Below are 20,990 nucleotides of genomic sequence, written 5' to 3' on the forward strand. Positions count from 1 at the left end.
CTAATTGCACCGCTATGAGCTTGTTTAATCGCATCAAAATCCGAACTCCTGAAAGCGTCGAATTAGAGTTTACGCTGGCGGGAATTGGCAATCGCACGATCGCGCTCGTGGTGGATTATCTAATCTGGGGTGCGGTGCTGATTGGGGTGCTGATTTTTTGGGGTGTCTTGTCGTTTCAGCTTCAGCGATATTTTCCCACGCTTGACAATATTGAACTCTGGCTGACTGCGATCGCGATTCTGATTTCGTTTGTGGTGTACACGGGGTATTTTGTTTTTTTTGAAACCTTATGGCAGGGACAAACCCCAGGAAAGCGATACAGCAAGATTCGTGTGATTCGCGATGATGGGCAACCTGTGGGAGCCACGCAAGCGATTCTTCGGGCTTTGATCCGTCCGATCGACGACACTTTTTTTATCGGAATGCTGTTGATCATTCTGACTAAGCGCGAGAAACGATTGGGCGATTTGATTGCAGGAACATTGGTGATTCAAGAAGAACGCCCGATCGCGGCTTCCACGTTCGCCATCTCTACTGAAGCGGAATCCTTGGCAGATCAATTGCTGGCAACTCAAAATTTGAATGCACTCCTTCCCAATGATTTTGCAGTGATTCGGGAGTATTTGCAGCGACGATCGATGTTAGCTCCTACAGCAAGGACTGATTTAAGTTTGAAGCTAGCGCGACAAGCGAGAGACTTGATCGGAATGCAGGAGCTACCGTTTCAAATGACACCGGATCTTTTTCTAGAAGCAGTTTATCTGGCGTATCAAAAGCGAGACTGACTTTTGTGGTAAAGTTTGCACTCAAGTTTTGAGGGAGTTCCTGTGCGATCGATTTGTGTATTTTGTGGGTCGAGTATGGGGCAAAATCCCGACTACGAGAAAGCAGCAGTAGAGTTAGGGACTGCGATCGGCGATCGCGGTATCAATCTCGTTTACGGAGGTAGCCATCTAGGATTAATGGGCGCTGTTGCAGATGCCGCACTTGCCGCAGGAGGAGAAGTCTTCGGCATCATTCCAGAGTTTTTGGCATCTAAGGAACTCGCGCATCAGGGATTGACCCGATTGGAAACGGTAGAGTCGATGCACGATCGCAAAGCCAGAATGGTAGAGCTTTCAGATGCGTTCATCGCGCTGCCGGGAGGTTACGGCACGTTAGAAGAGTTTTGCGAGGTGCTGACTTGGGCACAATTGGGCTTGCATCAGAAGCCGCAAGGATTGCTGAATGTTGCAGGGTACTACAATTCGCTGTTGCAGTTCTTTGATCAAGCGGTGGCAGAGAAGCTGGTGCGTCCGATTCATCGCGCTTTAGTGATTGAGGCAACAGAGCCAGAGGTATTGCTCGATCGTTTGTCTGCCTACCAGCCGCAGAATGTGGATAAGTGGATTAAGCAAGAGGAAGTTTAGGGCGACCTGCGCCAATCGCGAAAAGCGCTACATTCTATCATAAGCAATGCAGTTAAACTTATTTCCTGCTCAGAAGAGTTTTATGTATTACGTAATTCTACGAACTTCAACCGCCTCAAGAGAAGATTCATACAGAACCCAGTATGAACCGGGAGGGCGCTGTAGGTTGTATCACCTACCATGGGCACGTGTATTTCTCAATCTGAAAAAATGCGAACCCCGGAAAGCATTAACAATCTTGGCGTTCTCGATACTTCAAAGTATTTCAAAGACCCGTTCCGTTATCTACTGAGACCTACAACTTCGAGGTTAGAGGACGAAGTAGTTTCAACGCAATCTTATCGAGTTTAGACGGCGATGCGAATCTCAGACTCACGAAGACTGGCAGCGATCTGGAAATCACCTCAAACAATCCAGGTAAGATTACCGATGGCATTACCCGCATTCCTGATCCAGGCACTTACACGCTAACCGTCTCGACCTCAGATGCAGGTAGCTACGATTTGTCGTTTCCGACTGGAAACTAATTGGCGCGGTCAACACGCCAGACAACAGTGGCGATCGCGTCTTGGTATGGCGCAATGGTGGAACAGATAAAACAGCTATCTGGAGACGTAAACAACAATTTATAGGCGGCGGGTTCATCCAAGATGCACCGAAGCTGGGTAGCAACTCGAACTGGCAACTGATCGATGCCAACGTCGTTGACAACGATTTGAGATTGCTGTGGCGTGATGCGGTAGGAGATCAGACTGCCTACTGGACGGTCAGCAACGATTTGGCGATGGCGGGCGGTGGCTTCTTTACCAACACGACAGCTCTCGGCAGCAATTCGGATTGGAAGCTGCTTGATGAACTGATTCTGGGAGACAAAACACAGCTAGTCTGGCGCAATGCAGCCAGCAGCGAAACGGCGTACTGGACGATCGATGCGGGTGGCTCTGCCGTGGATCGTGGATTCTTTGATGCACCCAAAGTGGGTGGAGAATGGGAACTGACAGAAGTTGCTTAAGTAGGCAATGATCCGCATTTCATCTGGCGCAACAGTGCAACCAAGGAGATGGCAGCATGGTTCTTTGATGGCACAAAGTTTCTGTTTGGCACATTCATTGATACACCCAAGGTAGGCGGTGAGTAGCAAATTGTTAGCGTAGCTTCTCAGTATGCTGAACCAATGTTGATGCCGTTGGGCGGCGAGTCGATCGGCACTGCGTTCAATATTGGTGTGCCGAGTAAAGATGCGAGCTTCACTGATTCGATTCTGCCTGGTAGCTCAAACTTCTATACTTTCACCGTCAATGAGCCGCAAGCCCTCCTCTATAACTTAGAGGCTCCAAATCTGGAGACGAAGGTGCTGAATGCGGAAGGCAAGGAGTTCATGCTTGAACCGTCTCAGCCGCTGGCTTCCGGCAAATACTATTTCCAAGTGACCAACACAAACCTGACAACCATAACGGCGAAGATCAATCTGTTTGCGAACATTGCGCCACAGTTCACCTTATCGAGCACAACCATTAGCACCTATGAGCAGTCGCAAGGCAGCGCTCCAGTGATCACTGGTACACCCTCGATCTCAGACCCCGATTCTACACAGTTAGCGTTTGTAAGGGTAAGCATCACCAATCTTAAGGATGGAGCCGATGAAAAGCTCACTTACGATCAAGGGAATTCCTTGATTAGCGGAAGCTACAATGCCACAACTGGAGTTCTCACCCTCAGCGGAACGGTTCATTTGCAGATTACGAAGCCGCACTGAAACGCATTTCATACAGCAATACCGCACTCAACCCGGACAAGAGCGATCGCGTCTTCTCGGTTGTGGTGGCTGACAGTTTCACAGACAGTGCAGCCGTGACCACGACGCTGAAGTTGTCATTTAACACGGCTCCTTCACTTGGTGCAGATGTATCTCTCGGTTCGATTTTGGAGAATGCGGTGACTGCTGGAGAAGCAATCTCCACCCTTTTGGAAAATCAGTTCAGCGACCCAGATACCAATTCCAGCCTGAAAGGCATTGCGATCGTCGGGAATACCGCTCCAAGCAGTCAAGGCAGTTGGCAGTATTCACCCGACGGTAGCAATTGGGCAGTTGTGGGTGGAGCATCCGAGACTAGCGCCCTGGTGCTGAGTGCGACGACGAAATTACGATTTGTGCCTGCCGCATTCTATAACGGCACCCCAGACAGCTTGACCATTCGGGCGATCGACAACACCTACACCGGAAGCTTCTCCACAGTAACCACAACCTTCAGTGGCGGCTACATGGTAGGTAATACCAGATTGATTTGTGGATGCGACAGATTCTCGCCCCCTAAATCCCCCAGAATGGGGGACTTTGAGTATGATCTGTCGCATTCTATGTTTAATTCGGTATAACATTGTGATGCCACCTATGCCAACTACGACTATTGCATTCGTTAGACCAGATGTGACCCGAAATGGTGGAACAAGCGCGATCGCAGGCACAACCAAATAGATCGGCACCACCGTCCTGTCCGTGAACCAAGCACCAACCTTCACGCTTGGAGAAAACCAATCGGTTGACGTGAGCGCAGGCACTCAAGCGGTGAATGGTTTCCTCACTAACGTCACCAAAGGGGCACCGAATGAGTCGAACGAAACCTTGACTTATGAGGTTACAGTCGATAACGCTGGATTGTTTACGACGAATGGACAGCCGACGATCGACCCGGAAACTGGAGCGCTCAGCTACACTCCGGCAGGAAAGGCAGGAACCGCAACGGTGACGGTCACGCTGAAGGACAATGGCGGCACGGCAAACGGCGGTAGTGACACCACCTCGAAGACGTTTACGATCTCACTGAATGAGCCAACACCAGAGCCAGAGACACTAATAGAGGTAGCGGTCGACTCCTAAATTAGGTTCAAACGAGTAGGACAACCCCAGTCCTGCTCGTTTTTCTATATTCGGGTAGATGCTCTGAACCAGACGATCGCGCTAAATCTGCAACAGTTTTTTCGAGGAGGTAGCTGTGCGTCGATCGCTTAAATTTCTTGGAGTCCTGGTTGCGATGTCGATCGTTGCCGCCGACATTCCGAAAACTCACGCGGCTGATCAACCCAGTTCGGGGTTGGCGACTCCTGCGGTTCCTTATGTTCCCACACCTGAAAATGTGGTGATGGGAATGTTAAAACTGGCAAAGGTGGGACGCGACGATATTGTTTACGATTTGGGTTCAGGCGATGGCAGATTAGTGATTACTGCGGCGCAAAAGTTCGGCGCAAAGCGAGGAGTCGGAATCGAAATTAATCCGGGATTGGTCAATAAGAGTAATGAAAATGCCCGACAAGCGGGAGTCAGCGATCGCGTTCAATTCCTTCAGCAAGATCTATTTCGGGCAAATTTCCGCGATGCAACGGTTGTAACGCTGTATCTGCTCCCTCGAATTAATCTTGAACTGCGTCCGAAGCTCCTGAGCGAACTCAAACCCGGAAGCCGCGTTGTTTCTCATGCCTTCTCAATGGGAGATTGGCAACCCGACCAGCGAACCACCATCGACGATCGCACTGCCTATCTGTGGATTATTCCCGCCCAAGTCGAAGGCACCTGGACAGGAACACTTTCGACCCAATCGGGACAATCGATTCCTTACACCCTGCAAATGAAACAATCGTTTCAGAATGCAAGCGCAATGGCGCAAGTTGCAGGCACAACGATCAGCCTACCGAACATTAAATTAGCGGGCGATCGCTTGTCTTTTGAGCATCGGCAAAAGCTCAATGGGCAAGATGTCCGAGTCCGGGTGAATGCTCAAGTGGTGCAAGATACTTTGCAAGGAACGGCTGAAGTGTTAAGCGGCAATTCAACCGAAACCTTAAACATGACTGCAAAACGCACCTCAACCCAACAAGGCGGATAAATCGATCGCACCTACAATGTTCGGTGTCGTGAGATTGCTAGTCACAATGCCCTGATCAAAGCTGATCGTGCCTTGTGTGTTTGCCAAACTTGAGCCGAAATCTTGAGCGAGTTGCGGGAGGTTTAGTGTAGTTCTCACGATGCCTAAACCTCCTGTTGTGTCGATCGTCGCAATACCGTTGTTAAACGTCACCGTTCCAGAACCATTCAAGGCATCTGTCACTGCTTCAGTTACAAGCGCTGATAGATCAAAGTTTGTCGCTAACGTCCCAAATGGGGTCGGAATGTTCAAAGTTGCTTGTCCATTGTTGAACGCTACAGTTCCACTGATGGCATTAATCGGAATTGCAATGTCTTCATCTTGAATTTGCGGCTGTAAATCCAGAATCACCAAGCCATCATCGAAATTCACAACCCCTGGAATACTGCCAGCATTGAACTTAACTTGTTCTTCTAAGTCGATCGATGAGAAATAGTTTCCGATCGGCGTACTTAGATTTGTCACTAATGCGCCGTTACCAAACTCGATCGTGCCATTCGCCAAAGATGGCACATCAATCACCAACCGACCATCCGAAAATGGAATACTCCCCGAAATACTTTTAACCGCATTCTCTACAAAATTGCTTACTGTTTCAGCAAATGGAATCGTCCCGGTTAAGTCTCCACTTGGCGTTGTGAGATCGCTGATCACAGTACCTTGATCAAAGCTGAGTGTTCCTTGAAGCTGCTGAAGTGATCTAGAAACATCATTCGTAAACGGTGCGATCGCAATCGTATTGCTTGTCTCTCCCGTCAGGGTTCTAAAATTGCTCCTTAGTTGTCCGTTGTTAAATGTGAGTGTTCCGCTTGCTCGTCCTAATGTTGAGAAATCCGACAGTACAGAAGCAGGTGCAAAAGACAATTCAGTGGTTAACGGTGTTATTAAAGTCGAGGTCTGAAGCATATCGATTTTAAGCGCTGCGTTTGTACCTTACCAGTCCGATCGCACCCCCATTTACCTCATGAGATATAAATCGTAACTCTACGAAATACAGAATTGCGTGAATCAAAATCGGAATATCTCAATTGAGAGTGATACAGTAAGGCACGGATAAAAGTTGGTTCGATCTGAGGATCAGTCGATCGAGGAAACGGGGAAAGAGCAGTGCAAATCTGCCGCTGTCCCGCAACTGTGAAGAGAATTATCTCCAGTCAGAATGCCCGCCAGCTTTTTCGTTCTCAAAGTTCTGCGAGGTACAGAATGAAGACTCGAAAATGGATCAGCCTTGCTGCAATGGCGGGGTTAAGTTTTTATTTAGTGATTGGTGCTGCCGCTCCTGCCCAGGCAATGCATATTGCAGAAGGATTTCTGCCTGTTCAGTGGGCGGCTTTGTGGTGGGCAATTTCGCTGCCGTTCTTTTTATTCGGGTTACGATCGCTCACCCGTATCACCCGCCAAACTCCAGAATTGAAGTTGCTTTTAGCGCTGGCAGGAGCATTCGCGTTTGTTCTGTCCGCACTTAAGATTCCATCCGTCACCGGAAGCTGTTCACATCCGACCGGAACCGGACTCGGCGCAATTTTGTTTGGCCCTTCGGTGATGACCGTACTCGGTGGATTGGTGCTGCTGTTTCAGGCAGTTTTACTGGCACACGGAGGAATCACAACCCTTGGAGCAAATTTGTTTTCGATGGCGATCGTTGGCCCTTTCATTGCTTATGCGGTCTATCATCTGATTTTAAAGACAGGTCATCAAAAAGCAGCGATTTTCCTTGCTTCCGCTTTAGAGAATTTACTTACGTATGTCACAACTTCCTTTCAACTGGCATTAGCATTTCCCGCCGCATCCGGTGGCGTTTGGGCAGCATTTCTCAAGTTTGCCGGAATTTTTGCCTTCACGCAGATTCCATTAGCCATTAGCGAAGGACTGTTAACGGTATTAGTTTGGAACTGGCTACAAACCTACAACCGCAGTGAATTAGAAACCTTAAACCTGATTAAGCAATGAAACGCTCTTTAGCTCGACAAAATTGGCTACTTGCGATCACCGTTGTCAGTCTCGCAGCTTTCCCGTTAGTGTTTGTCCGGGGTGAGTTTAGCGGTTCAGACGGTCAAGCAGAAGCCGCGATTCAAAACAGTCATCCCACCTACCAACCCTGGCTTAAGCCTTTATTCGAGCCTGCAAGCCCCGAAATTGAAAGCCTCCTATTTGCGACTCAAGCTGCGATCGGGGCAGGCGTGATTGGATATGTGATCGGATGGTACAAAGGGCGATCGCACCGAGACAAGTAGACGGTTTCCAGTGCGATCACCGGAAGATGAGCGATCGCACTGTCCCTCATTCGTGGTCTTGCTCAATCCTCGCAATTCCGGTTTTCGGATAGTACCGCGCTAAAATTTGCTGATAGGTATGTCCGTTTTCTGCGAGTTCCAATGCACCAAGCTGGCTCATTCCTCGACCGCGAAACGCCTCCGCAACAATGTCATCTGAGGCAGCATACAGCGACTCGACAATCCCGCCCCTGTAGCTAATGAATTCACCCGCAGTCTGATCCACGGCTTGATTCGTGCGTTCTGATTCCCGCGATATTCCGCTATAGACCTGAAAATACTCGTCCGACCCCATGTGATAGAGCGGTTGCGCCCGTCGAAAATAATAAGTCAGCGCATACGATCGTGCCGCAACCGCCTGTGCTTTCAGGGCTTCTTTGTTCCAACTGGGCGACACTTCACTCGCAACCACGCTATAGAGATAGTGACGTAGATCAATATAGTTCACGACCCAAATTCGCCCACCCTGCGCTGCTAACAAAAAGCGCCCTCGATACGGCTTGTCACCCAAATACAGCACTCCATTCGGTGCAGGCTGAATCATTACCATTCCCGGCAACTGTCCATTGCCAAAACTGATCTGGTCGCCTGCTGCCTGAATAGTATAAGGACTTCCTGCCGCAAGCTGACTTAGAGATCGACCCTCTGCACCTGAAATTGTCGCCCCTTGAGAGGCAGTAATCGAAATCGTGGGCTGCCCCATTGCGATCGCTACCTGCATCTCAATCAGCGAATCCACGGTTCCAACAGATGCGGCAAATGCGGCTTTCGATCGCTCATTAATAGCAGCTTGTTCTTTTGTATATTTCTTCGGGTCGATCGGCGTTAAGGTTGATTTTGAAGAAGGTTTAAGGCTTGGCTGTGGCAGAGGCGAGGAGAGCGCAATCGGTGTAGGACTTGGCGACGCAGCAGCCGGAGTCGGTACAGATTTTGCCTCGGTTTGAGTGTGTTGATTTAAGTACAGCCCAGCTAGAGGAATCAATGCCAGAAACGGCACGAATAGCCAAGGACGATGTTTCAGCCACTCTAAGATTGATTTACGCCACATAACTACAGATTTGGGAATTCAGAAAAGTCAGACAAGATCTCTACCTTAACCTTTATACAGTGCTGAATTCCTAAATCCGCTTACCACCTGCATGGCAAGCGGCACAGTTTGAGCAAAAACCTTCGCGCCCGTCGTATCATCTGCGGCTAGAACAGAGCGATTCACAGTTGCCAATAAAAACAAGATAGACAGCGCGATCGTAGCTAGCAGTGTTCTCATCATTTGAATTATCTTTTTCATCGTTCATTTCACAAGCGTCAACAAGTGAGCCATTTCACTCCTACCCATGCTGTCGCCAGAAATTTCTTCCGTTAAAAGACGAGTTATAAAATATTTCAAGCCCGTGATTTAACTTAGCAATTAGCAGAGTTTTAGAAACAAACGTTACGCCGCGTTTTTATTACCCTGATGCCGAAAGCAGCGTATTCAATCCCTAGCGCCTTGTCTCGCTCACAAATCCTTTAGCTGGGTAGGGCTTGCGATCGCAGCAATTGATTTAGTTCTAAACAAACAAAGGAAGATTTCTATACTTTAATTCGATCGATTCAACGATTAGAAAATCCGCCAAGAAATGACGCAAAATCGCTCAACTATCTATTCATCTCGATACTAATCAGAGGTACAGTTTGAATGAAGTTAAATTTCTTATTGTTTGAATTTAGAATTTCTTTAGTTCCAACTGTTTTTTCACTAGACGCACGTCCACAAAGACGATAATCTTATTTCAATCCAAACATTGAACTTAATACATTCAATTGAATGGTTACTGGGACAAGTAGAAAGACAAATAGAAACGATTGATTTAAATCAATCGTTTCTATCGCATTCAAAACAGCTATTTCCTCGTAAAAATACGCAAGCATAATTCGTCCTTTCTGACGATCCATTTCAATCCAATTTAGCAACTTCAAACTTGCCAACTTGACTAAGTTGAACGCTGAACGATTGAGTTTGAGTCAGTCTGCAACGAGCCATTGCTGCTTGTGAACCTCCCCGCGGATCGCGTCTGATTTGTCGTGGGAGAAGCCTTGCTATCCTTGGAGACTCGACCATGACCGAATTCGACTTCTTGACTCGCCGAAAGTTTTTATGGACGGCTAGTGCAGCAGCCGGAGCCGTTGCGCTGAAAGGGTGTACCTTAACGCCGCCTTCGCCATCCGATATGTCCCCGAAAGCCCAAGCGCTTTCCCTTTCGCCCACCGAAATGCCCGAAACCACCCGGCTCAAACTGGGCTATATCGCGATCGTTGAATCTGCTCCCTTGATTATTGCTCAAGAAAAAGGATTCTTCGCTCGGTATGGCATGGCGAATGTAGAACTTTCTAAACAGCCGTCGTGGGGAGCAGCTCGCGATAATGCTGAACTCGGCTCAGCCAATGGCGGTATCGACGGTGGACAATGGCAAATGCCAATCCCCCATCTGTTGAGTGAAGGATTGATCACCAAAGGAAACCGTAAGATTCCAATGGTTGTTCTATCGCAGCTTTGCACGCATGGCAACGGAGTTGCAGTTGCAAACACTCACATTGGCAAAGGCTTCGAGTTAAACCTGGCAAAATCTGGTGGAGCAGATTACATTCGCGAGCTGAAAAAGGCAGGGACACCCTTTAGAGCCGCTTATACGTTTCCCAAGGTGAACCAGGACTTTTGGATTCGGTACTGGATGGCAGCAAACGGTATTGACCCAAACACTGAAATCAATTTGATGGCAGTTCCATCCGCACAGACGGTTGCCAACATGAAAACGGGAACAATGGATGCCTTTAGCACAGGTGACCCTTGGCCCTATCGGATCGTGCGCGATCGTGTCGGCTTCCTCGCTGTCTTAACGGCACAAGTTTGGCAATATCACCCTGAAGAATACCTCGCAGTTCGCAAAGAATGGATCGAGAAACACCCGAAAGCAACCAAAGCTGTCCTCAAAGCGGTGATGGAAGCTCAGATGTGGTGCGACAAGCCAGAAAACAAAGAAGAACTCTCTCGGATCTTAGCGCAGCGTAAGTTCTTCAATGTTCCGCCCGACTTCCTACGTGGGCCTTATGCGGGACAGTATCAGTTAGGCGACACCCAGAAAACCGAGAACAACCCAGAACTCGCGGTCAAATACTGGAAGGACGGCAGAGGCAGCGTGTCTTATCCCTATAAGAGCCACGATCTGTGGTTCCTCACTGAAAGTGTACGCTGGGGATTCCTGCCGCAGGGCGCACTCGGAGAAGCCGATCGCATTGTGAACGAAGTCAACGGCGAGAAGTTTTGGAAAGAAGCCGCTCGGGAAATGGGAGTGGCACAAGCAGAAATTCCACAAGAGTCATCGCGTGGAGTTGAAAAGTTTTTTGATGGCGCGGAATTTGATCCAACAAAACCGCAGGCGTATCTTGACAGTTTGAAGTTCAAGAGTTTGAAAGCCTAGTTGCGACTAGGACGAAAGATGTTTGCACTCACTTGCAGTAAGGAGAATCGACATGACAGCTACGTTGGGGAAGAGTAGAGCAGGATTGGGCGGAATTAATTTTGCGAAGATCGGCAAAGAAATTTTGCCGCCTTTGATTGCGATCGCAATCTTCTTAATCGTTTGGGAATTGCTTTCGGCGGCGAAAGTAATTCTTCTGCCGCCGCCATCAAGCCTGTGGACAGAAGAGCGGACACGAGAACTGCTGTTATATCCGTTCTTCGATCGCGGTGGCACCGATAAAGGGATTTTCTGGCAAACCTTCGCGAGTCTGCAACGGGTTGCATTTAGCTACACTGCGGCTGCGATTGTGGGAGTTGCGATCGGAATTCTCGTAGGCACAAAGCCTCTGATCTCAAAAGCCCTCGATCCGCTCTTTATGTTCCTGCGTACCGTTCCGCCGTTGGCATGGGTGCCAATTTCGCTGGCTGCACTGCAAAAGAACGAGCCTGCTGCATTGTTCGTGATTTTCATTACTGCCATTTGGCCCATTTTGATTAACACCGCAGTTGGTGTCAAAGAAATCCCTCAGGACTACAACAACGTTGCAAAAGTGCTGCAAATCTCGCCGAAAAAATACTTCTTCAAGATTTTGCTGCCGTCTGCGCTGCCTTACATCTTTACTGGCATGAGAATCTCGATCGGTCTTGCATGGCTGGCAATTATCGCGGCAGAAATCGTGATGTCCGGGATTGTGGGAATCGGTTTCTTTATCTGGGAAGCGTATCAGAACAACTACATCAGTGAAGTGATTCTGGCGTTGGTCTATATCGGTGCAGTTGGATTGTTGCTCGATCGCTTCGTGGGCTGGATTCAGTCCCTCATTGTTAAACAGTAATTTCTAGAGGGAGAATAAGCACATGAGCAGTTTTGTTTCTGTTGAACAGGTTGACAAGTCGTTTCCGCTTCCGGGTGGACAAGAGTATATAGCACTCAAAGGCATCGATTTACAGATTAGAAAGGGCGAATTCATTTCGCTGATCGGTCACTCTGGTTGCGGTAAGTCCACGCTGCTGAATATGATTGCAGGCCTGGATAACCCAACCGGTGGCATTGTCACCCTAGAAGGATTGGCAGTAAAGCAACCCGGCCCCGATCGTATGGTTGTGTTCCAAAACTACTCGCTTTTACCGTGGTTAACGGTACGCGAGAATGTGGGATTGGCAGTGGATGAAGTGCTGACTGAGAAATCGCCCCAAGAGCGTGTAGAACTGACCGAGAAGTACATCAGATTAGTCGGACTCGGACACGCGATCGACAAGTATCCGCACGAAATTTCCGGCGGGATGAAGCAACGGGTTTCGATCGCTCGGGGTCTGGCAATTCAGCCCAAGCTGCTGTTGCTCGATGAGCCGTTCGGTGCCTTGGATGCTTTGACCAGAGGCAACCTACAGGAGCAATTGATCAAGATCTGTGAAGAGAACCAAGTCACCGCCGTCATGGTGACGCACGATGTGGATGAGGCAGTGTTGCTCAGCGATCGCATCGTGATGCTGACCAACGGGCCAGGTTCTAAGATTGGCAACATTCTCGATGTCGATATTCCGCGTCCGCGTAAACGGATGGAAGTGGTGAAGCACCCCAGCTACTACAGCTTGCGGAGCGAACTGATCTACTTTTTGAACCAGCAAAAGCGCGTGAAGAAAATCCGGGCGCAGAAAGTTGCAACGGTTGCGCGACATGGCTTAGAGAAAGTCAACCTCGAAATCGGCTTTGTGCCGCTCACCGCTTGCGCTCCGCTAGCGGTTGCAAAAGAGAAAGGCTTCTTTACAAAGCATGGTCTCGATGAAGTGTCGTTGGCTCGGGAAACAAGCTGGCGCGGCATTGTAGACGGTATGACTGCTGGCTACTTAGATGCGGCTCAGATGCCTGCTGGAATGCCTCTGTGGATTACACTCGGTGGCAATGAGCGCAATGATAACCCCACGGTAGTTACGTCATTAACAATGACCCGTAATGGGAATGGCATCACCCTTGATCGCCGCTTCCAAGAACAAGGCGTGGATTCCTTGGAAAGCTTCAAGGCAATGGTTGAGCGCTCTCCCGAAAATCCGCACCGCTTCGGTGTGGTTCACCCCTCCTCGATGCACAATCTGCTGCTCCGCTACTGGTTAGCTTCTGCCGGAATCGACCCCGATCACCAAGTGCATCTGCAAATCATTCCCCCCGCGCAAATGGTAGTGGACTTAAAAGCAGGCACGATCGATGGATTCTGCGTTGGCGACCCGTGGAATCTCAGGGCAGAGCGCGAAGGCGTTGGTACCACGATCGCGTCGGATATCGATATCTGGCGCGGTCACGTCGGTAAAGTTCTCGGTGTGCGTGAAGAATGGGCAGCAAAATACCCGAATACGCACATTGCCCTAGTGAAAGCGTTACTCGAAGCCTGCCGCTACTGTGCCAATCCAGAAAACACGACCGAGATTCGTCAAATCCTGTCAGGTAAAGAATATGTTGCAACTCAGGTAGAGTATATTCAGCTAGGGTTAGGAACTTCTGATCCAGCTCATCATCTCTTCTTCGGCGAAGGCGCGAACCGTCCGAGCCGGACTGAGCATCTCTGGATCATGACGCAGATGGCACGATGGGGTGACATTCCTCTGCCGCGCAACTGGGTGGAAGTATTGGAAAAAACCTGCCGCGTCGATGTGTTTAGTACAGCAGCGCGGGAGCTGGGTCTGGCAGAACTGAGCTACGCCCGCAACAAAATCGAATTGTTTGATGGCGTTCCCTTCAATGCGGAAGACCCGATCGCTTACCTCAACAGCTTAGCGATCAGGCGGGACTACACAATGGCAGAGATTGCTCTGCAACCCGCAAGAGCCACTGCTTAGGTTGAATTGGGGCATTGCGAATGCCCCTGATTCTCGTCAATGTCCACATTCATAACCTCACAGCTTCATCTCTATGAATCTCCCCATTGCAATGAACACAACAGCATCAGGTACCATTACTTCTGTTCACTCATCGTTGACCCAACCGTTTCTTACTTTAAAGAATGTCGTTAAGGTCTATAACACTCGTACTGGACCTCAAACGATCATTAAAGATATTCATCTTGACGTGAAGCAGGGTGAGTTTATCTGTGTGATCGGTCACTCTGGCTGCGGTAAGTCCACGATGCTGAACACGGTTTCTGGGTTTGTGACTCCGACTGAAGGCGAAGTGAGACTGAAAGGGAAACTGGTTGAAAAGCCAGGTCCTGATCGCATGATGGTGTTCCAAAACTATGCGCTGCTTCCCTGGTTGACTGCGTTTGAGAACGTTTATTTGGCGATCGATTCCGTTTTCCCGCAAAAATCGAACTCTGAGAAAGCCGCGATCGTGAATGAGCATTTAGCGATGGTCGGTTTGGCAGAAGCTGCACAGAAAAAGCCACCTCAGATGTCGGGTGGGATGAGACAACGGGTGGCGATCGCTCGTGCCTTGTCGCTCCGTCCTGAAGTTCTGGTTCTCGATGAACCGTTTGGTGCGCTGGATGCGATTACCAAAGAGGAATTACAAGAAGAACTTGCAAAAATCTGTTTGGATCATGGTTGTACCGTGCTGATGGTGACGCACGATATCGATGAAGCGTTGTTCCTCGCGGATCGTCTAGTAATGATGACGAATGGCCCCGAAGCAACGATCGGAGAAATCCTCACGATTCCGTTTGCTCGTCCTCGCGATCGTGCTCAAGTGATGGAAGATCCGCTCTACTACGATTTGCGGAACCAAGCGCTAGACTTCCTTTACAACCGCTTTGCTCACGACGATATTGAATAAGGAATGGGGAGTCGGGAATGGGTTCGTTTGTCATTCCCGATTTTCTTTTTAATCGCGCTCGAGTTTCACTTTCAGTTGACGATATTGGATTTGATAGGGTTCTAAAGTTGCGATCGTGCCATTGCGTTCTGCAATTTCTAGGTCATACGGCATCGTTGTACAAGGTTCCATCACGAGTACGTAATAATCATTCCAGCCGCCGTAGCTTTGGAACATCCAAACATAAGGAAAATCATTCAAACTAAAATTCATCATCAGACTGGAGCGCGATTGCGGATTTCTCACGCCACATTGCCCGATCGATAATCCAGAACTGTAGTAAAACTCCTGGAGCTGCGACGATCGCGCCGGAGCTTGATGAAGATAAACCACTTCACCGTTTTTATCGAGCGCAGTGGGAAATCTTGTTTTTCCGGACTGTCCAATAATGCGGCTAAAGTCGAGCACGACGGGCTCGATATCGCAATCGGGCAAGATAATTTCGTCGCCTGCCTCGATCGCGATCGCTGCATGTTGTTTGAACAAAAATGAAACGGGCTGATCCGAAAGATTCTTGAATTCGTAGCCTAGTTGAATCTCAGCCTTTTCGACACGGATCGTTTTTTGAACTTGAACCGGAACTGTATGACAAGTTAAGCCGAGCGTGAGGCAGTCTGGCTTGTGTTCTAAGACAGTCCAAGACCCTGACCAAAACTCTCCGTGATCCACCAATTGCCGTCCTTGAAACTCTCCTGCTGCATCGTTTGGGAAGATTTCATCCCAGCCCCCTGTCCAATGCCGATCAAAGGATTCGCCAATCGCGATCGTTCTAGTTTGCGTAGAGTCATAGTGCGGCGGGTGCCAGATCCAATCGTGCCCGGTGCGTTTGTCGAGTAAGCGATCGATTCGTGCGCCTAAATCGGGTCGAATCACGACCTCAATCTCTACAGTTTCGAGCGTGATGGCAGGGACTTGTAAAAGTTCAAGATTTTGCGGCACCGTCTTATCCTCAGCAATAGTGGTGCAAATTCTACTGTTATCTAAAATTCAATTGCTTCTGCCCTGAGAAACAGGCTGAGATCGAGGCTGATTTTGTTTGCGATCATCTGCTTCTGCAATCTACTCGCACTGGGTTGCAGCTTCAGATCTAGGTTGATTCAGGGTTGAATCGAGCTTCAACAGGAATAATTTTGACGATAAATTCGTATACTTTCGCTGTTGAGTATGCGATCGCTCTTATTTTTCCTACCGAAAACTAAGTTTTGTATAATTTTCTAAACTGCTTTAGCCCCTTCAAGAGAAATCGGGTTAAATCTAAGGAAAGTGTTAAGGAATATAAAAAGAATTAAGCCGCCTGCAAGACTGCGCTACTCTCTTGGGCTTGTAGACGCTCTCAGCTTTGGAAGACCGAGGCAGAGTTTTATGTTCTTGATGCTGATTGACTAGCTCTCTATGTTCTAGGAGTGGTTCCGATGCAATTAGTTTCACGATCGACTCAAGCCTCTACGCAAGCCAGTTCACCGCTTCCAAGCGTTAACCAACCTGGAACCGCTCCATCTGAACGAATCGTTGTTTTTATCGATGGTGCCAACTTGTTTTATGCAGCGATGCAGCTTGGGGTCGAGATTGACTATACGCGACTGTTGCACTGTTTAACCAAAGGTCGATCGCTGATTCGCGCCTATTTCTATACTGGAGTCGATCGAGCGAATGAGAAACAGCAGCGCTTTCTGCTCTGGATGCGCCATAACGGCTATCGAGTTATCGCTAAAGACTTAATTCAATATCCCGATGGCTCTAAAAAAGCAGATCTCAACATTGAAATGGCGGTTGATATGCTGACGCTTTCCGAACACTGCGACACGATCGTATTACTGAGTGGCACTGGAGATTTAACTTATGCAGTGAATCACGTGTCGTATAGGGGTGTTCAAGTTGAAGTTGTCAGCTTACCGACAATGGTGAGTGAGAGCTTGATTAATGTGTGCGATCGCTTTACCGATCTAACCAAGCTGAGATCTGAGATTGAGAAGCTCCGTCCAAGTTAATGGATACGTATGTCTAATGAATACGTCTGATTCAAGGCAATAACACCCTCTAACGAGAACCAGTCATCTTTCGGTAATGGGCTAGACCCGTGGAGCAAGTTAACAGAACCTATCAGCAATCAGCATTACAACGAGAGGCATCTCCAGGTCTAGACCACTACCAGGATGAAAAAGCAATAAGAAACTCGACAGAAGTACAAAGCGATCAGGATTTCAGCAAAAGTTCGGATTCTGCGGGGAGAATTGAACTATAGGGATGCGCTTCTTGCTGCAATTGTTTTGCTTGACGGAGTGCCAAATTTGCAACACGATACAGAGTCCTTAAGTCTTTGCCGTCAGCGGGATACTGTGCAACTCCTGCACTGAAGGTCACTTGCAAGGCTTCCCCAGCATCAGTTAGCATTGCTTGCTGATTGATGCGTTCTAGCACTCGAATCAAGCGCTGTACACCGTTTTCTCGCGTCGTGCCATACATCCCAATGACAAATTCTTCGCCGCCCCAGCGAGCAACAATATCCTCGTCGCAGAAAGATTGTTGGAGCAAAATAGCAAATTGCCGCAGTACGGAATCTCCTGCTGTATGACCGTATTGAGCATTCACATCTCGTAAGCGATCGATGTCAATTACTGCAAGCGCAGTCGGTTGGTTATTACAGTCTGACGACCGTAAAAATGCCTCTAGGCTTTGTGTCGATTTTTGTCGGTTTGCAGCGCCTGTAAGCCAATCAGTTTCTGTGAGCTGTCGCAACAATTTTACTCGTTCTAATTGGTTGAATAGACGTGCTACTAACTCTGATTCAAGGATTGGCTTGCTAACGAAATCATCGGCTCCAGCAGTAAAGGCTGGCGCGATTGCATCAGAGCACGACTGTGTTGCCAGTATGATTATAGGGAGATGAAGCCAGCGCCAGTCATTACGAACGACCTGACATAGCTCAATTCCATTCACATCCGAGAACTCAAGATTGAGTATTAACACATCTGGTGCAATGGTTTCTAGGGCTTCACAAAGGCAGTAGGGATTATTCAAAGTGAATACATTTAAGCCCGATAGGCTTAATCGTTTAACTAAGGCCTCTAATAGAGCAATATCATCGTCTACTATTAAAATCCTTGCTGAAGGGTGTGGAGTTTTTGGAATGACTTGATGAATTGCTTCTAGAGTTTGTGATCCTGTGATTGATCGTGGAAGCAGAAGTCGTCCGCCTCGTCGAACCACTTCTAAACGCTCAGTAAAGTCATTTCGAGCCGTAAATACGATCGCCGGAATTACAGGGGAATGGTGCTGAAAGGATGAAAGCAATTCTAGTCCAGTGTTTAACAAGTCAAAGCATTCGAGATCAAGCAGGACAAGGCTGGGGGATTCATTCTCACAAAGCTTAATGACGGATTTAGGAGTTGATATGATCGCGTTTTGATAGTTCCAAACGCACATCTCCCTTTCAATTGGGTTAATAAAACTAGGATCACGCGAGACGATCAAGATTAGGGACTGGGGTATGGTCGATTTAGGTAGATCTGTACGCGATTCTTCTGTACGCGATTCCGCGCAGGTTTGATCAGTTGTGGAAGCAGGAAGATCAATCACTCGGCGTAAAGTTGAGATCAGCTCCTTCAATTGCTTTAAGCTTTTGGCGTTCAGGGATGGTTTCGCTAGAATCGATTCAATCTGGCGTGCAATTTGCGATCCTTCTGGAAAACCCAGTGATCCGAGTGATCCTATGAGTGAATGAGCTTGCTGAATCGCTTGCGACTGTACTCTTGCATTTGCCTGATGCACCGACTTCTCAATGATGGCAATTTGCTGAGTGACTTGATCTTTGTGATGGTGCCAGATTGTACTCAGTTTCGATCGAAGCTCCTGTTTTACCGATCGAGCATCAGTAGGAACTGAACTGATTGGCTTCAATCGGTAGCCTATTCCATATACTGTTTCGATAAAATCAGGGGGTGCACCTGCGGACTTAAGCTTTTGCCGCAATCCTTTAATGTGTGTTCTGACCGCTTCTTCACTGGGTGCATCTTCAAATGCCCATAAGTGTTCGATGATACTACCGCAGCTAAAAACGCGCCGTCCGTTACGCAGAAAGAGTTCAAGCAGTGCATATTCTTTAGGCGTAAGGATGAGGGGATGCGATCGATACTGAACTTCACAGGTACTCGGATCGAGTTGAAGGTCGTTCCATTCTAGGAGCGGTGAGGATGCAGCATTCCCTCGTCTAAGCAGGGCGCGAATTCGTGCCATTAGCTCCTCCTCATCGAAGGGCTTGACCAAGTAATCATCCGCGCCTGCATCAAGCCCAAGCGCTCGATCGTGATAGCCCTGATAAGCAGTTAGGAGCAGAATCGGGAGTTGGGCTGGAATTGAGCGGATACGCCGACAAACTTCGATGCCGTCGAGATCAGGTAGTCCTATATCTAGAATTAGTAAGTCATATTCAAAGCTATTAAGCAGGGCAAGTCCTGCTTTTCCGGTTGTTGCAACTTCGATCGCGTAGTGATGAGCAGTGAGAATGGTCGCGAGCGTCTCTGCGGTCAACCTGTCGTCTTCGATGACTAGAATTCTCATAGAACATCTTCTCGACTGTATTATTCCTCATTGCCAAGTTTAAAAGGTTCGCATTCTCCTGGTGTGGAACAGTTACAAATCGACAAAGAGATTGCGTCAGTTCAAGTTACAAACTGGGAGTGAGAGCGAGGAGTCTTTCTAGATGGCTGCGTGCTTCTAAGTTGGGAGCTAGCGGTTTTAACTGCATGGTGATTGAAATCGTTTGATCGTCTTGCCGCACGATCAAAACCGAGCAAGGCAATGTTCGCTGCAACTCTGGATTCAAAGCGCGAGCCGTAACAATAAGATCCGCATTCCAAAGCTGAGCTGCTTCAACTAAGGCTTGATCTGTTTGTTCTACAAGCTGAGCGATGTCGATGTAAGCATCACTCCCAGCTTCGATTAGAAGTTTATCTTCGGATGAAGTTATCAGACGGATCTGAGCTTGATTTGCTCTGGCGTAACTAAGAGCCGTAGTCAGAACACAATGACAGGATTGAGTAGGGTCGAGAACAGCGAGAATTTTTTGAAACATTGTTTTCACCCATTTGCAATGTGCTCATCTTAATTAAGCAATCTGAGGAAGTTGTGAGGATAGTCAAGCTTTTGTCTATAATCAGAGCTTGAATCAGAGCCTGTCTGTGAAGCCACTCTAACGCCCTCAAACTCTTGGAGTGTCCCAGCCTAGCACTTGAGCAATTTCGGCTGATAAGTGGACTGGCTCGAAGGGCTTGACGATTACAGCCTTAAATCCCATCTTTTCGTAAGAGGAACGCTCGTCTGGTAGGACTTTTGCGGTGAGCAAAATTACTGGAATAGACTGAGTTATAGGGTTGGACTGTAATTTCTGAAAGGTTGAAATTCCATCCATGTCAGGCATCATCACGTCGAGTAAAATCGCGTCTGGCTGCGTTGTCTCAGCCTTGGCTAATCCTTCTTGTCCGGAGCCAGCAGTTGTCACTTCCCAGCCTGCAACCGTTTCTAGACAAATTTGGGTCACTTCTCGAATTAAGGAATCATCGTCGATCATCAAAATGCGCTTAGCTATCATGAGAGATGCCGCTTCAGGGGTAATCTGCTGTTTATCTTTCCTGAGAGTACGTCATTTAGTAAGGCACCTCAAGGAAAAATCGATCGCTCCTTTCAAGACTTGACCCTGAGCAATCAAGTTAAACTAAGAGTAAAGCATCGGGGAATACTTTCGCTTCACAATTCCTCAGTGCCCGCACTCTAAAAATCGCTTCCATCTCCTAATAGAGGAGGAATTATGATTCATTGCCAACCGATTATTTTTTATAGTCTTGCTGGTGTTCTAGCCGGAGGCATTATTGCCGCCTTGATTCTGCTGACCGCTAAGCCAACGGCTCCAACTTTTTCTAGCAGTCAGCCCTCTCAGGCTGACTTGAATTCAGCAACTCCCGATCGTTCGACACCTACTTCCTTAGAACTCAGAAGACACGGACAAGCTGATCAGCACTTTATTGTAATGATGATTCCGCATCATGAAGATGCTGTAGAGATGTCTAAGTTAGCCCTATAGCGCGCAACACA

At 48.2% G+C, this 20,990-nt stretch carries 21 protein-coding genes, 1 pseudogene and 1 riboswitch; of the genes and pseudogenes, 15 read left to right on the forward strand and 7 right to left on the reverse strand.

Features of this window, described 5'->3' with window-relative positions; translation table 11 throughout:
* Positions 1-14 precede the first annotated feature (14 nt).
* The 7 genes and pseudogenes from NC980_RS09100 to NC980_RS09130 all read left to right on the forward strand — a co-directional run.
* The gene (locus NC980_RS09100) at positions 15-785 is read left to right on the forward strand and encodes an RDD family protein (RefSeq protein WP_190375535.1); all 771 of its coding nucleotides are present in this window, start codon (positions 15-17) and stop codon (positions 783-785) included.
* Between the two features lie 42 nt (positions 786-827).
* Positions 828-1,409 carry a TIGR00730 family Rossman fold protein gene (locus NC980_RS09105; protein ID WP_190375536.1) on the forward strand — a complete coding sequence of 194 codons (582 nt, stop codon included), beginning with the start codon at positions 828-830 and terminating at the stop codon, positions 1,407-1,409.
* Positions 1,410-1,977: 568 nt separating this feature from the next.
* Positions 1,978-2,421 carry a hypothetical protein gene (locus NC980_RS09110; RefSeq protein ID WP_190375537.1) on the forward strand — a complete coding sequence of 148 codons (444 nt, stop codon included), beginning with the start codon at positions 1,978-1,980 and terminating at the stop codon, positions 2,419-2,421.
* 162 nt (positions 2,422-2,583) lie between these two features.
* Positions 2,584-3,165 (forward strand): hypothetical protein, encoded by a 582-nt coding sequence (locus NC980_RS09115; RefSeq protein ID WP_190375538.1) that lies wholly within the window; start codon positions 2,584-2,586, stop codon positions 3,163-3,165.
* 65 nt (positions 3,166-3,230) lie between these two features.
* Positions 3,231-3,785 carry a hypothetical protein gene (locus NC980_RS09120; protein ID WP_190375539.1) on the forward strand — a complete coding sequence of 185 codons (555 nt, stop codon included), beginning with the start codon at positions 3,231-3,233 and terminating at the stop codon, positions 3,783-3,785.
* 121 nt (positions 3,786-3,906) lie between these two features.
* Positions 3,907-4,287 (forward strand): hypothetical protein, encoded by a 381-nt coding sequence (locus NC980_RS09125; protein ID WP_190375540.1) that lies wholly within the window; start codon positions 3,907-3,909, stop codon positions 4,285-4,287.
* A gap of 229 nt (positions 4,288-4,516) precedes the next feature.
* Positions 4,517-4,969: pseudogene (locus tag NC980_RS09130) on the forward strand (class I SAM-dependent methyltransferase); the annotation flags it as partial.
* 300 nt (positions 4,970-5,269) lie between these two features.
* Here NC980_RS09130 and NC980_RS09135 read toward each other — a convergent pair.
* A complete protein-coding gene (locus tag NC980_RS09135) occupies positions 5,270-6,235 on the reverse strand; it encodes a hypothetical protein (protein WP_190375541.1) in 966 nt (321 codons plus the stop codon).
* A gap of 138 nt (positions 6,236-6,373) precedes the next feature.
* A riboswitch (cobalamin riboswitch) is annotated at positions 6,374-6,515 on the forward strand.
* A 17-nt stretch (positions 6,516-6,532) separates the two neighbouring features.
* On the opposite strand from NC980_RS09135, the gene NC980_RS09140 reads away from it, so the two are divergent.
* Both NC980_RS09140 and NC980_RS09145 read left to right on the forward strand, forming a co-directional pair.
* The gene (locus NC980_RS09140) at positions 6,533-7,279 is read left to right on the forward strand and encodes an energy-coupling factor ABC transporter permease (RefSeq protein ID WP_190375542.1); all 747 of its coding nucleotides are present in this window, start codon (positions 6,533-6,535) and stop codon (positions 7,277-7,279) included.
* Positions 7,276-7,563 carry an energy-coupling factor ABC transporter substrate-binding protein gene (locus NC980_RS09145; protein WP_190375543.1) on the forward strand — a complete coding sequence of 96 codons (288 nt, stop codon included), beginning with the start codon at positions 7,276-7,278 and terminating at the stop codon, positions 7,561-7,563. Before NC980_RS09140 ends, NC980_RS09145 begins: the two co-directional genes overlap by 4 nt.
* A 46-nt stretch (positions 7,564-7,609) precedes the next feature.
* Here the strand turns inward: NC980_RS09145 and NC980_RS09150 are convergent, their stop codons facing one another.
* Positions 7,610-8,650, reverse strand: a complete 1,041-nt coding sequence (locus NC980_RS09150) for a SpoIID/LytB domain-containing protein (RefSeq protein ID WP_190375544.1) — start codon at positions 8,648-8,650, stop codon at positions 7,610-7,612.
* Between the two features lie 45 nt (positions 8,651-8,695).
* Positions 8,696-8,872, reverse strand: a complete 177-nt coding sequence (locus tag NC980_RS09155; RefSeq protein WP_348253918.1) for a hypothetical protein — start codon at positions 8,870-8,872, stop codon at positions 8,696-8,698.
* Positions 8,873-9,701: 829 nt separating this feature from the next.
* Here NC980_RS09155 and NC980_RS09160 point away from each other — a divergent pair.
* From NC980_RS09160 to NC980_RS09175, 4 genes are all read left to right on the forward strand, one after another.
* Positions 9,702-11,060, forward strand: a complete 1,359-nt coding sequence (locus NC980_RS09160; protein WP_190375546.1) for a CmpA/NrtA family ABC transporter substrate-binding protein — start codon at positions 9,702-9,704, stop codon at positions 11,058-11,060.
* A 52-nt stretch (positions 11,061-11,112) separates the two neighbouring features.
* Positions 11,113-11,937, forward strand: coding sequence for a nitrate ABC transporter permease (gene ntrB / locus NC980_RS09165; protein ID WP_190375547.1), 825 nt, complete (start codon positions 11,113-11,115; stop codon positions 11,935-11,937).
* 22 nt (positions 11,938-11,959) lie between these two features.
* Positions 11,960-13,933 carry a nitrate ABC transporter ATP-binding protein gene (locus NC980_RS09170; protein WP_190375548.1) on the forward strand — a complete coding sequence of 658 codons (1,974 nt, stop codon included), beginning with the start codon at positions 11,960-11,962 and terminating at the stop codon, positions 13,931-13,933.
* Positions 13,934-14,024: 91 nt separating this feature from the next.
* On the forward strand, positions 14,025-14,864 hold the full coding sequence (locus tag NC980_RS09175) for a nitrate ABC transporter ATP-binding protein (protein ID WP_190375549.1): 840 nt from the start codon (positions 14,025-14,027) through the stop codon (positions 14,862-14,864).
* Between the two features lie 48 nt (positions 14,865-14,912).
* Here the strand turns inward: NC980_RS09175 and NC980_RS09180 are convergent, their stop codons facing one another.
* Complete coding sequence (locus tag NC980_RS09180; RefSeq protein WP_190375550.1) at positions 14,913-15,842, reverse strand: DUF4432 family protein; 930 nt, start codon at positions 15,840-15,842, stop codon at positions 14,913-14,915.
* Between the two features lie 473 nt (positions 15,843-16,315).
* Between NC980_RS09180 and NC980_RS09185 the strand changes: the two genes are divergently transcribed.
* Positions 16,316-16,891: an NYN domain-containing protein gene (locus NC980_RS09185; protein WP_190375551.1), complete on the forward strand. Its 576-nt coding sequence runs from the start codon at positions 16,316-16,318 to the stop codon at positions 16,889-16,891.
* Positions 16,892-17,096: 205 nt separating this feature from the next.
* On the opposite strand, the gene NC980_RS09190 is transcribed toward NC980_RS09185, so the two are convergent.
* From NC980_RS09190 to NC980_RS09200, 3 genes are all read right to left on the reverse strand, one after another.
* Positions 17,097-19,460: a response regulator gene (locus NC980_RS09190; protein ID WP_190375552.1), complete on the reverse strand. Its 2,364-nt coding sequence runs from the start codon at positions 19,458-19,460 to the stop codon at positions 17,097-17,099.
* 106 nt (positions 19,461-19,566) lie between these two features.
* A complete protein-coding gene (locus tag NC980_RS09195) occupies positions 19,567-19,974 on the reverse strand; it encodes a universal stress protein (protein WP_190375553.1) in 408 nt (135 codons plus the stop codon).
* A gap of 126 nt (positions 19,975-20,100) precedes the next feature.
* Positions 20,101-20,490, reverse strand: coding sequence for a response regulator (locus tag NC980_RS09200; RefSeq protein ID WP_190375554.1), 390 nt, complete (start codon positions 20,488-20,490; stop codon positions 20,101-20,103).
* A gap of 216 nt (positions 20,491-20,706) precedes the next feature.
* Between NC980_RS09200 and NC980_RS09205 the strand changes: the two genes are divergently transcribed.
* Positions 20,707-20,979 carry a DUF305 domain-containing protein gene (locus NC980_RS09205; RefSeq protein ID WP_242026543.1) on the forward strand — a complete coding sequence of 91 codons (273 nt, stop codon included), beginning with the start codon at positions 20,707-20,709 and terminating at the stop codon, positions 20,977-20,979.
* The last annotated feature ends 11 nt before the right edge of the window (positions 20,980-20,990 follow it).

This window comes from Leptolyngbya sp. AS-A5 (assembly GCF_039962495.1).
Classification (GTDB): Bacteria; Cyanobacteriota; Cyanobacteriia; order Leptolyngbyales; family Leptolyngbyaceae; genus Leptolyngbya.

What these genes read in the sequence shown, in the direction of transcription:
- NC980_RS09200 (WP_190375554.1), bottom strand. Translation starts at nt 20,490, where the DNA reads ATGATAGCTAAGCGCATTTTGATGATCGACGATGATTCCTTAATTCGA.
- NC980_RS09195 (WP_190375553.1), bottom strand. Translation starts at nt 19,974, where the DNA reads ATGTTTCAAAAAATTCTCGCTGTTCTCGACCCTACTCAATCCTGTCAT.
- NC980_RS09140 (WP_190375542.1), top strand. Translation starts at nt 6,533, where the DNA reads ATGAAGACTCGAAAATGGATCAGCCTTGCTGCAATGGCGGGGTTAAGT.
- NC980_RS09135 (WP_190375541.1), bottom strand. Translation starts at nt 6,235, where the DNA reads ATGCTTCAGACCTCGACTTTAATAACACCGTTAACCACTGAATTGTCT.
- NC980_RS09205 (WP_242026543.1), top strand. Translation starts at nt 20,707, where the DNA reads ATGATTCATTGCCAACCGATTATTTTTTATAGTCTTGCTGGTGTTCTA.
- ntrB (WP_190375547.1), top strand. Translation starts at nt 11,113, where the DNA reads ATGACAGCTACGTTGGGGAAGAGTAGAGCAGGATTGGGCGGAATTAAT.
- NC980_RS09185 (WP_190375551.1), top strand. Translation starts at nt 16,316, where the DNA reads ATGCAATTAGTTTCACGATCGACTCAAGCCTCTACGCAAGCCAGTTCA.
- NC980_RS09115 (WP_190375538.1), top strand. Translation starts at nt 2,584, where the DNA reads ATGTTGATGCCGTTGGGCGGCGAGTCGATCGGCACTGCGTTCAATATT.
- NC980_RS09150 (WP_190375544.1), bottom strand. Translation starts at nt 8,650, where the DNA reads ATGTGGCGTAAATCAATCTTAGAGTGGCTGAAACATCGTCCTTGGCTA.
- NC980_RS09100 (WP_190375535.1), top strand. Translation starts at nt 15, where the DNA reads ATGAGCTTGTTTAATCGCATCAAAATCCGAACTCCTGAAAGCGTCGAA.
- NC980_RS09145 (WP_190375543.1), top strand. Translation starts at nt 7,276, where the DNA reads ATGAAACGCTCTTTAGCTCGACAAAATTGGCTACTTGCGATCACCGTT.
- NC980_RS09175 (WP_190375549.1), top strand. Translation starts at nt 14,025, where the DNA reads ATGAACACAACAGCATCAGGTACCATTACTTCTGTTCACTCATCGTTG.
- NC980_RS09160 (WP_190375546.1), top strand. Translation starts at nt 9,702, where the DNA reads ATGACCGAATTCGACTTCTTGACTCGCCGAAAGTTTTTATGGACGGCT.
- NC980_RS09155 (WP_348253918.1), bottom strand. Translation starts at nt 8,872, where the DNA reads ATGATGAGAACACTGCTAGCTACGATCGCGCTGTCTATCTTGTTTTTA.
- NC980_RS09190 (WP_190375552.1), bottom strand. Translation starts at nt 19,460, where the DNA reads ATGAGAATTCTAGTCATCGAAGACGACAGGTTGACCGCAGAGACGCTC.
- NC980_RS09170 (WP_190375548.1), top strand. Translation starts at nt 11,960, where the DNA reads ATGAGCAGTTTTGTTTCTGTTGAACAGGTTGACAAGTCGTTTCCGCTT.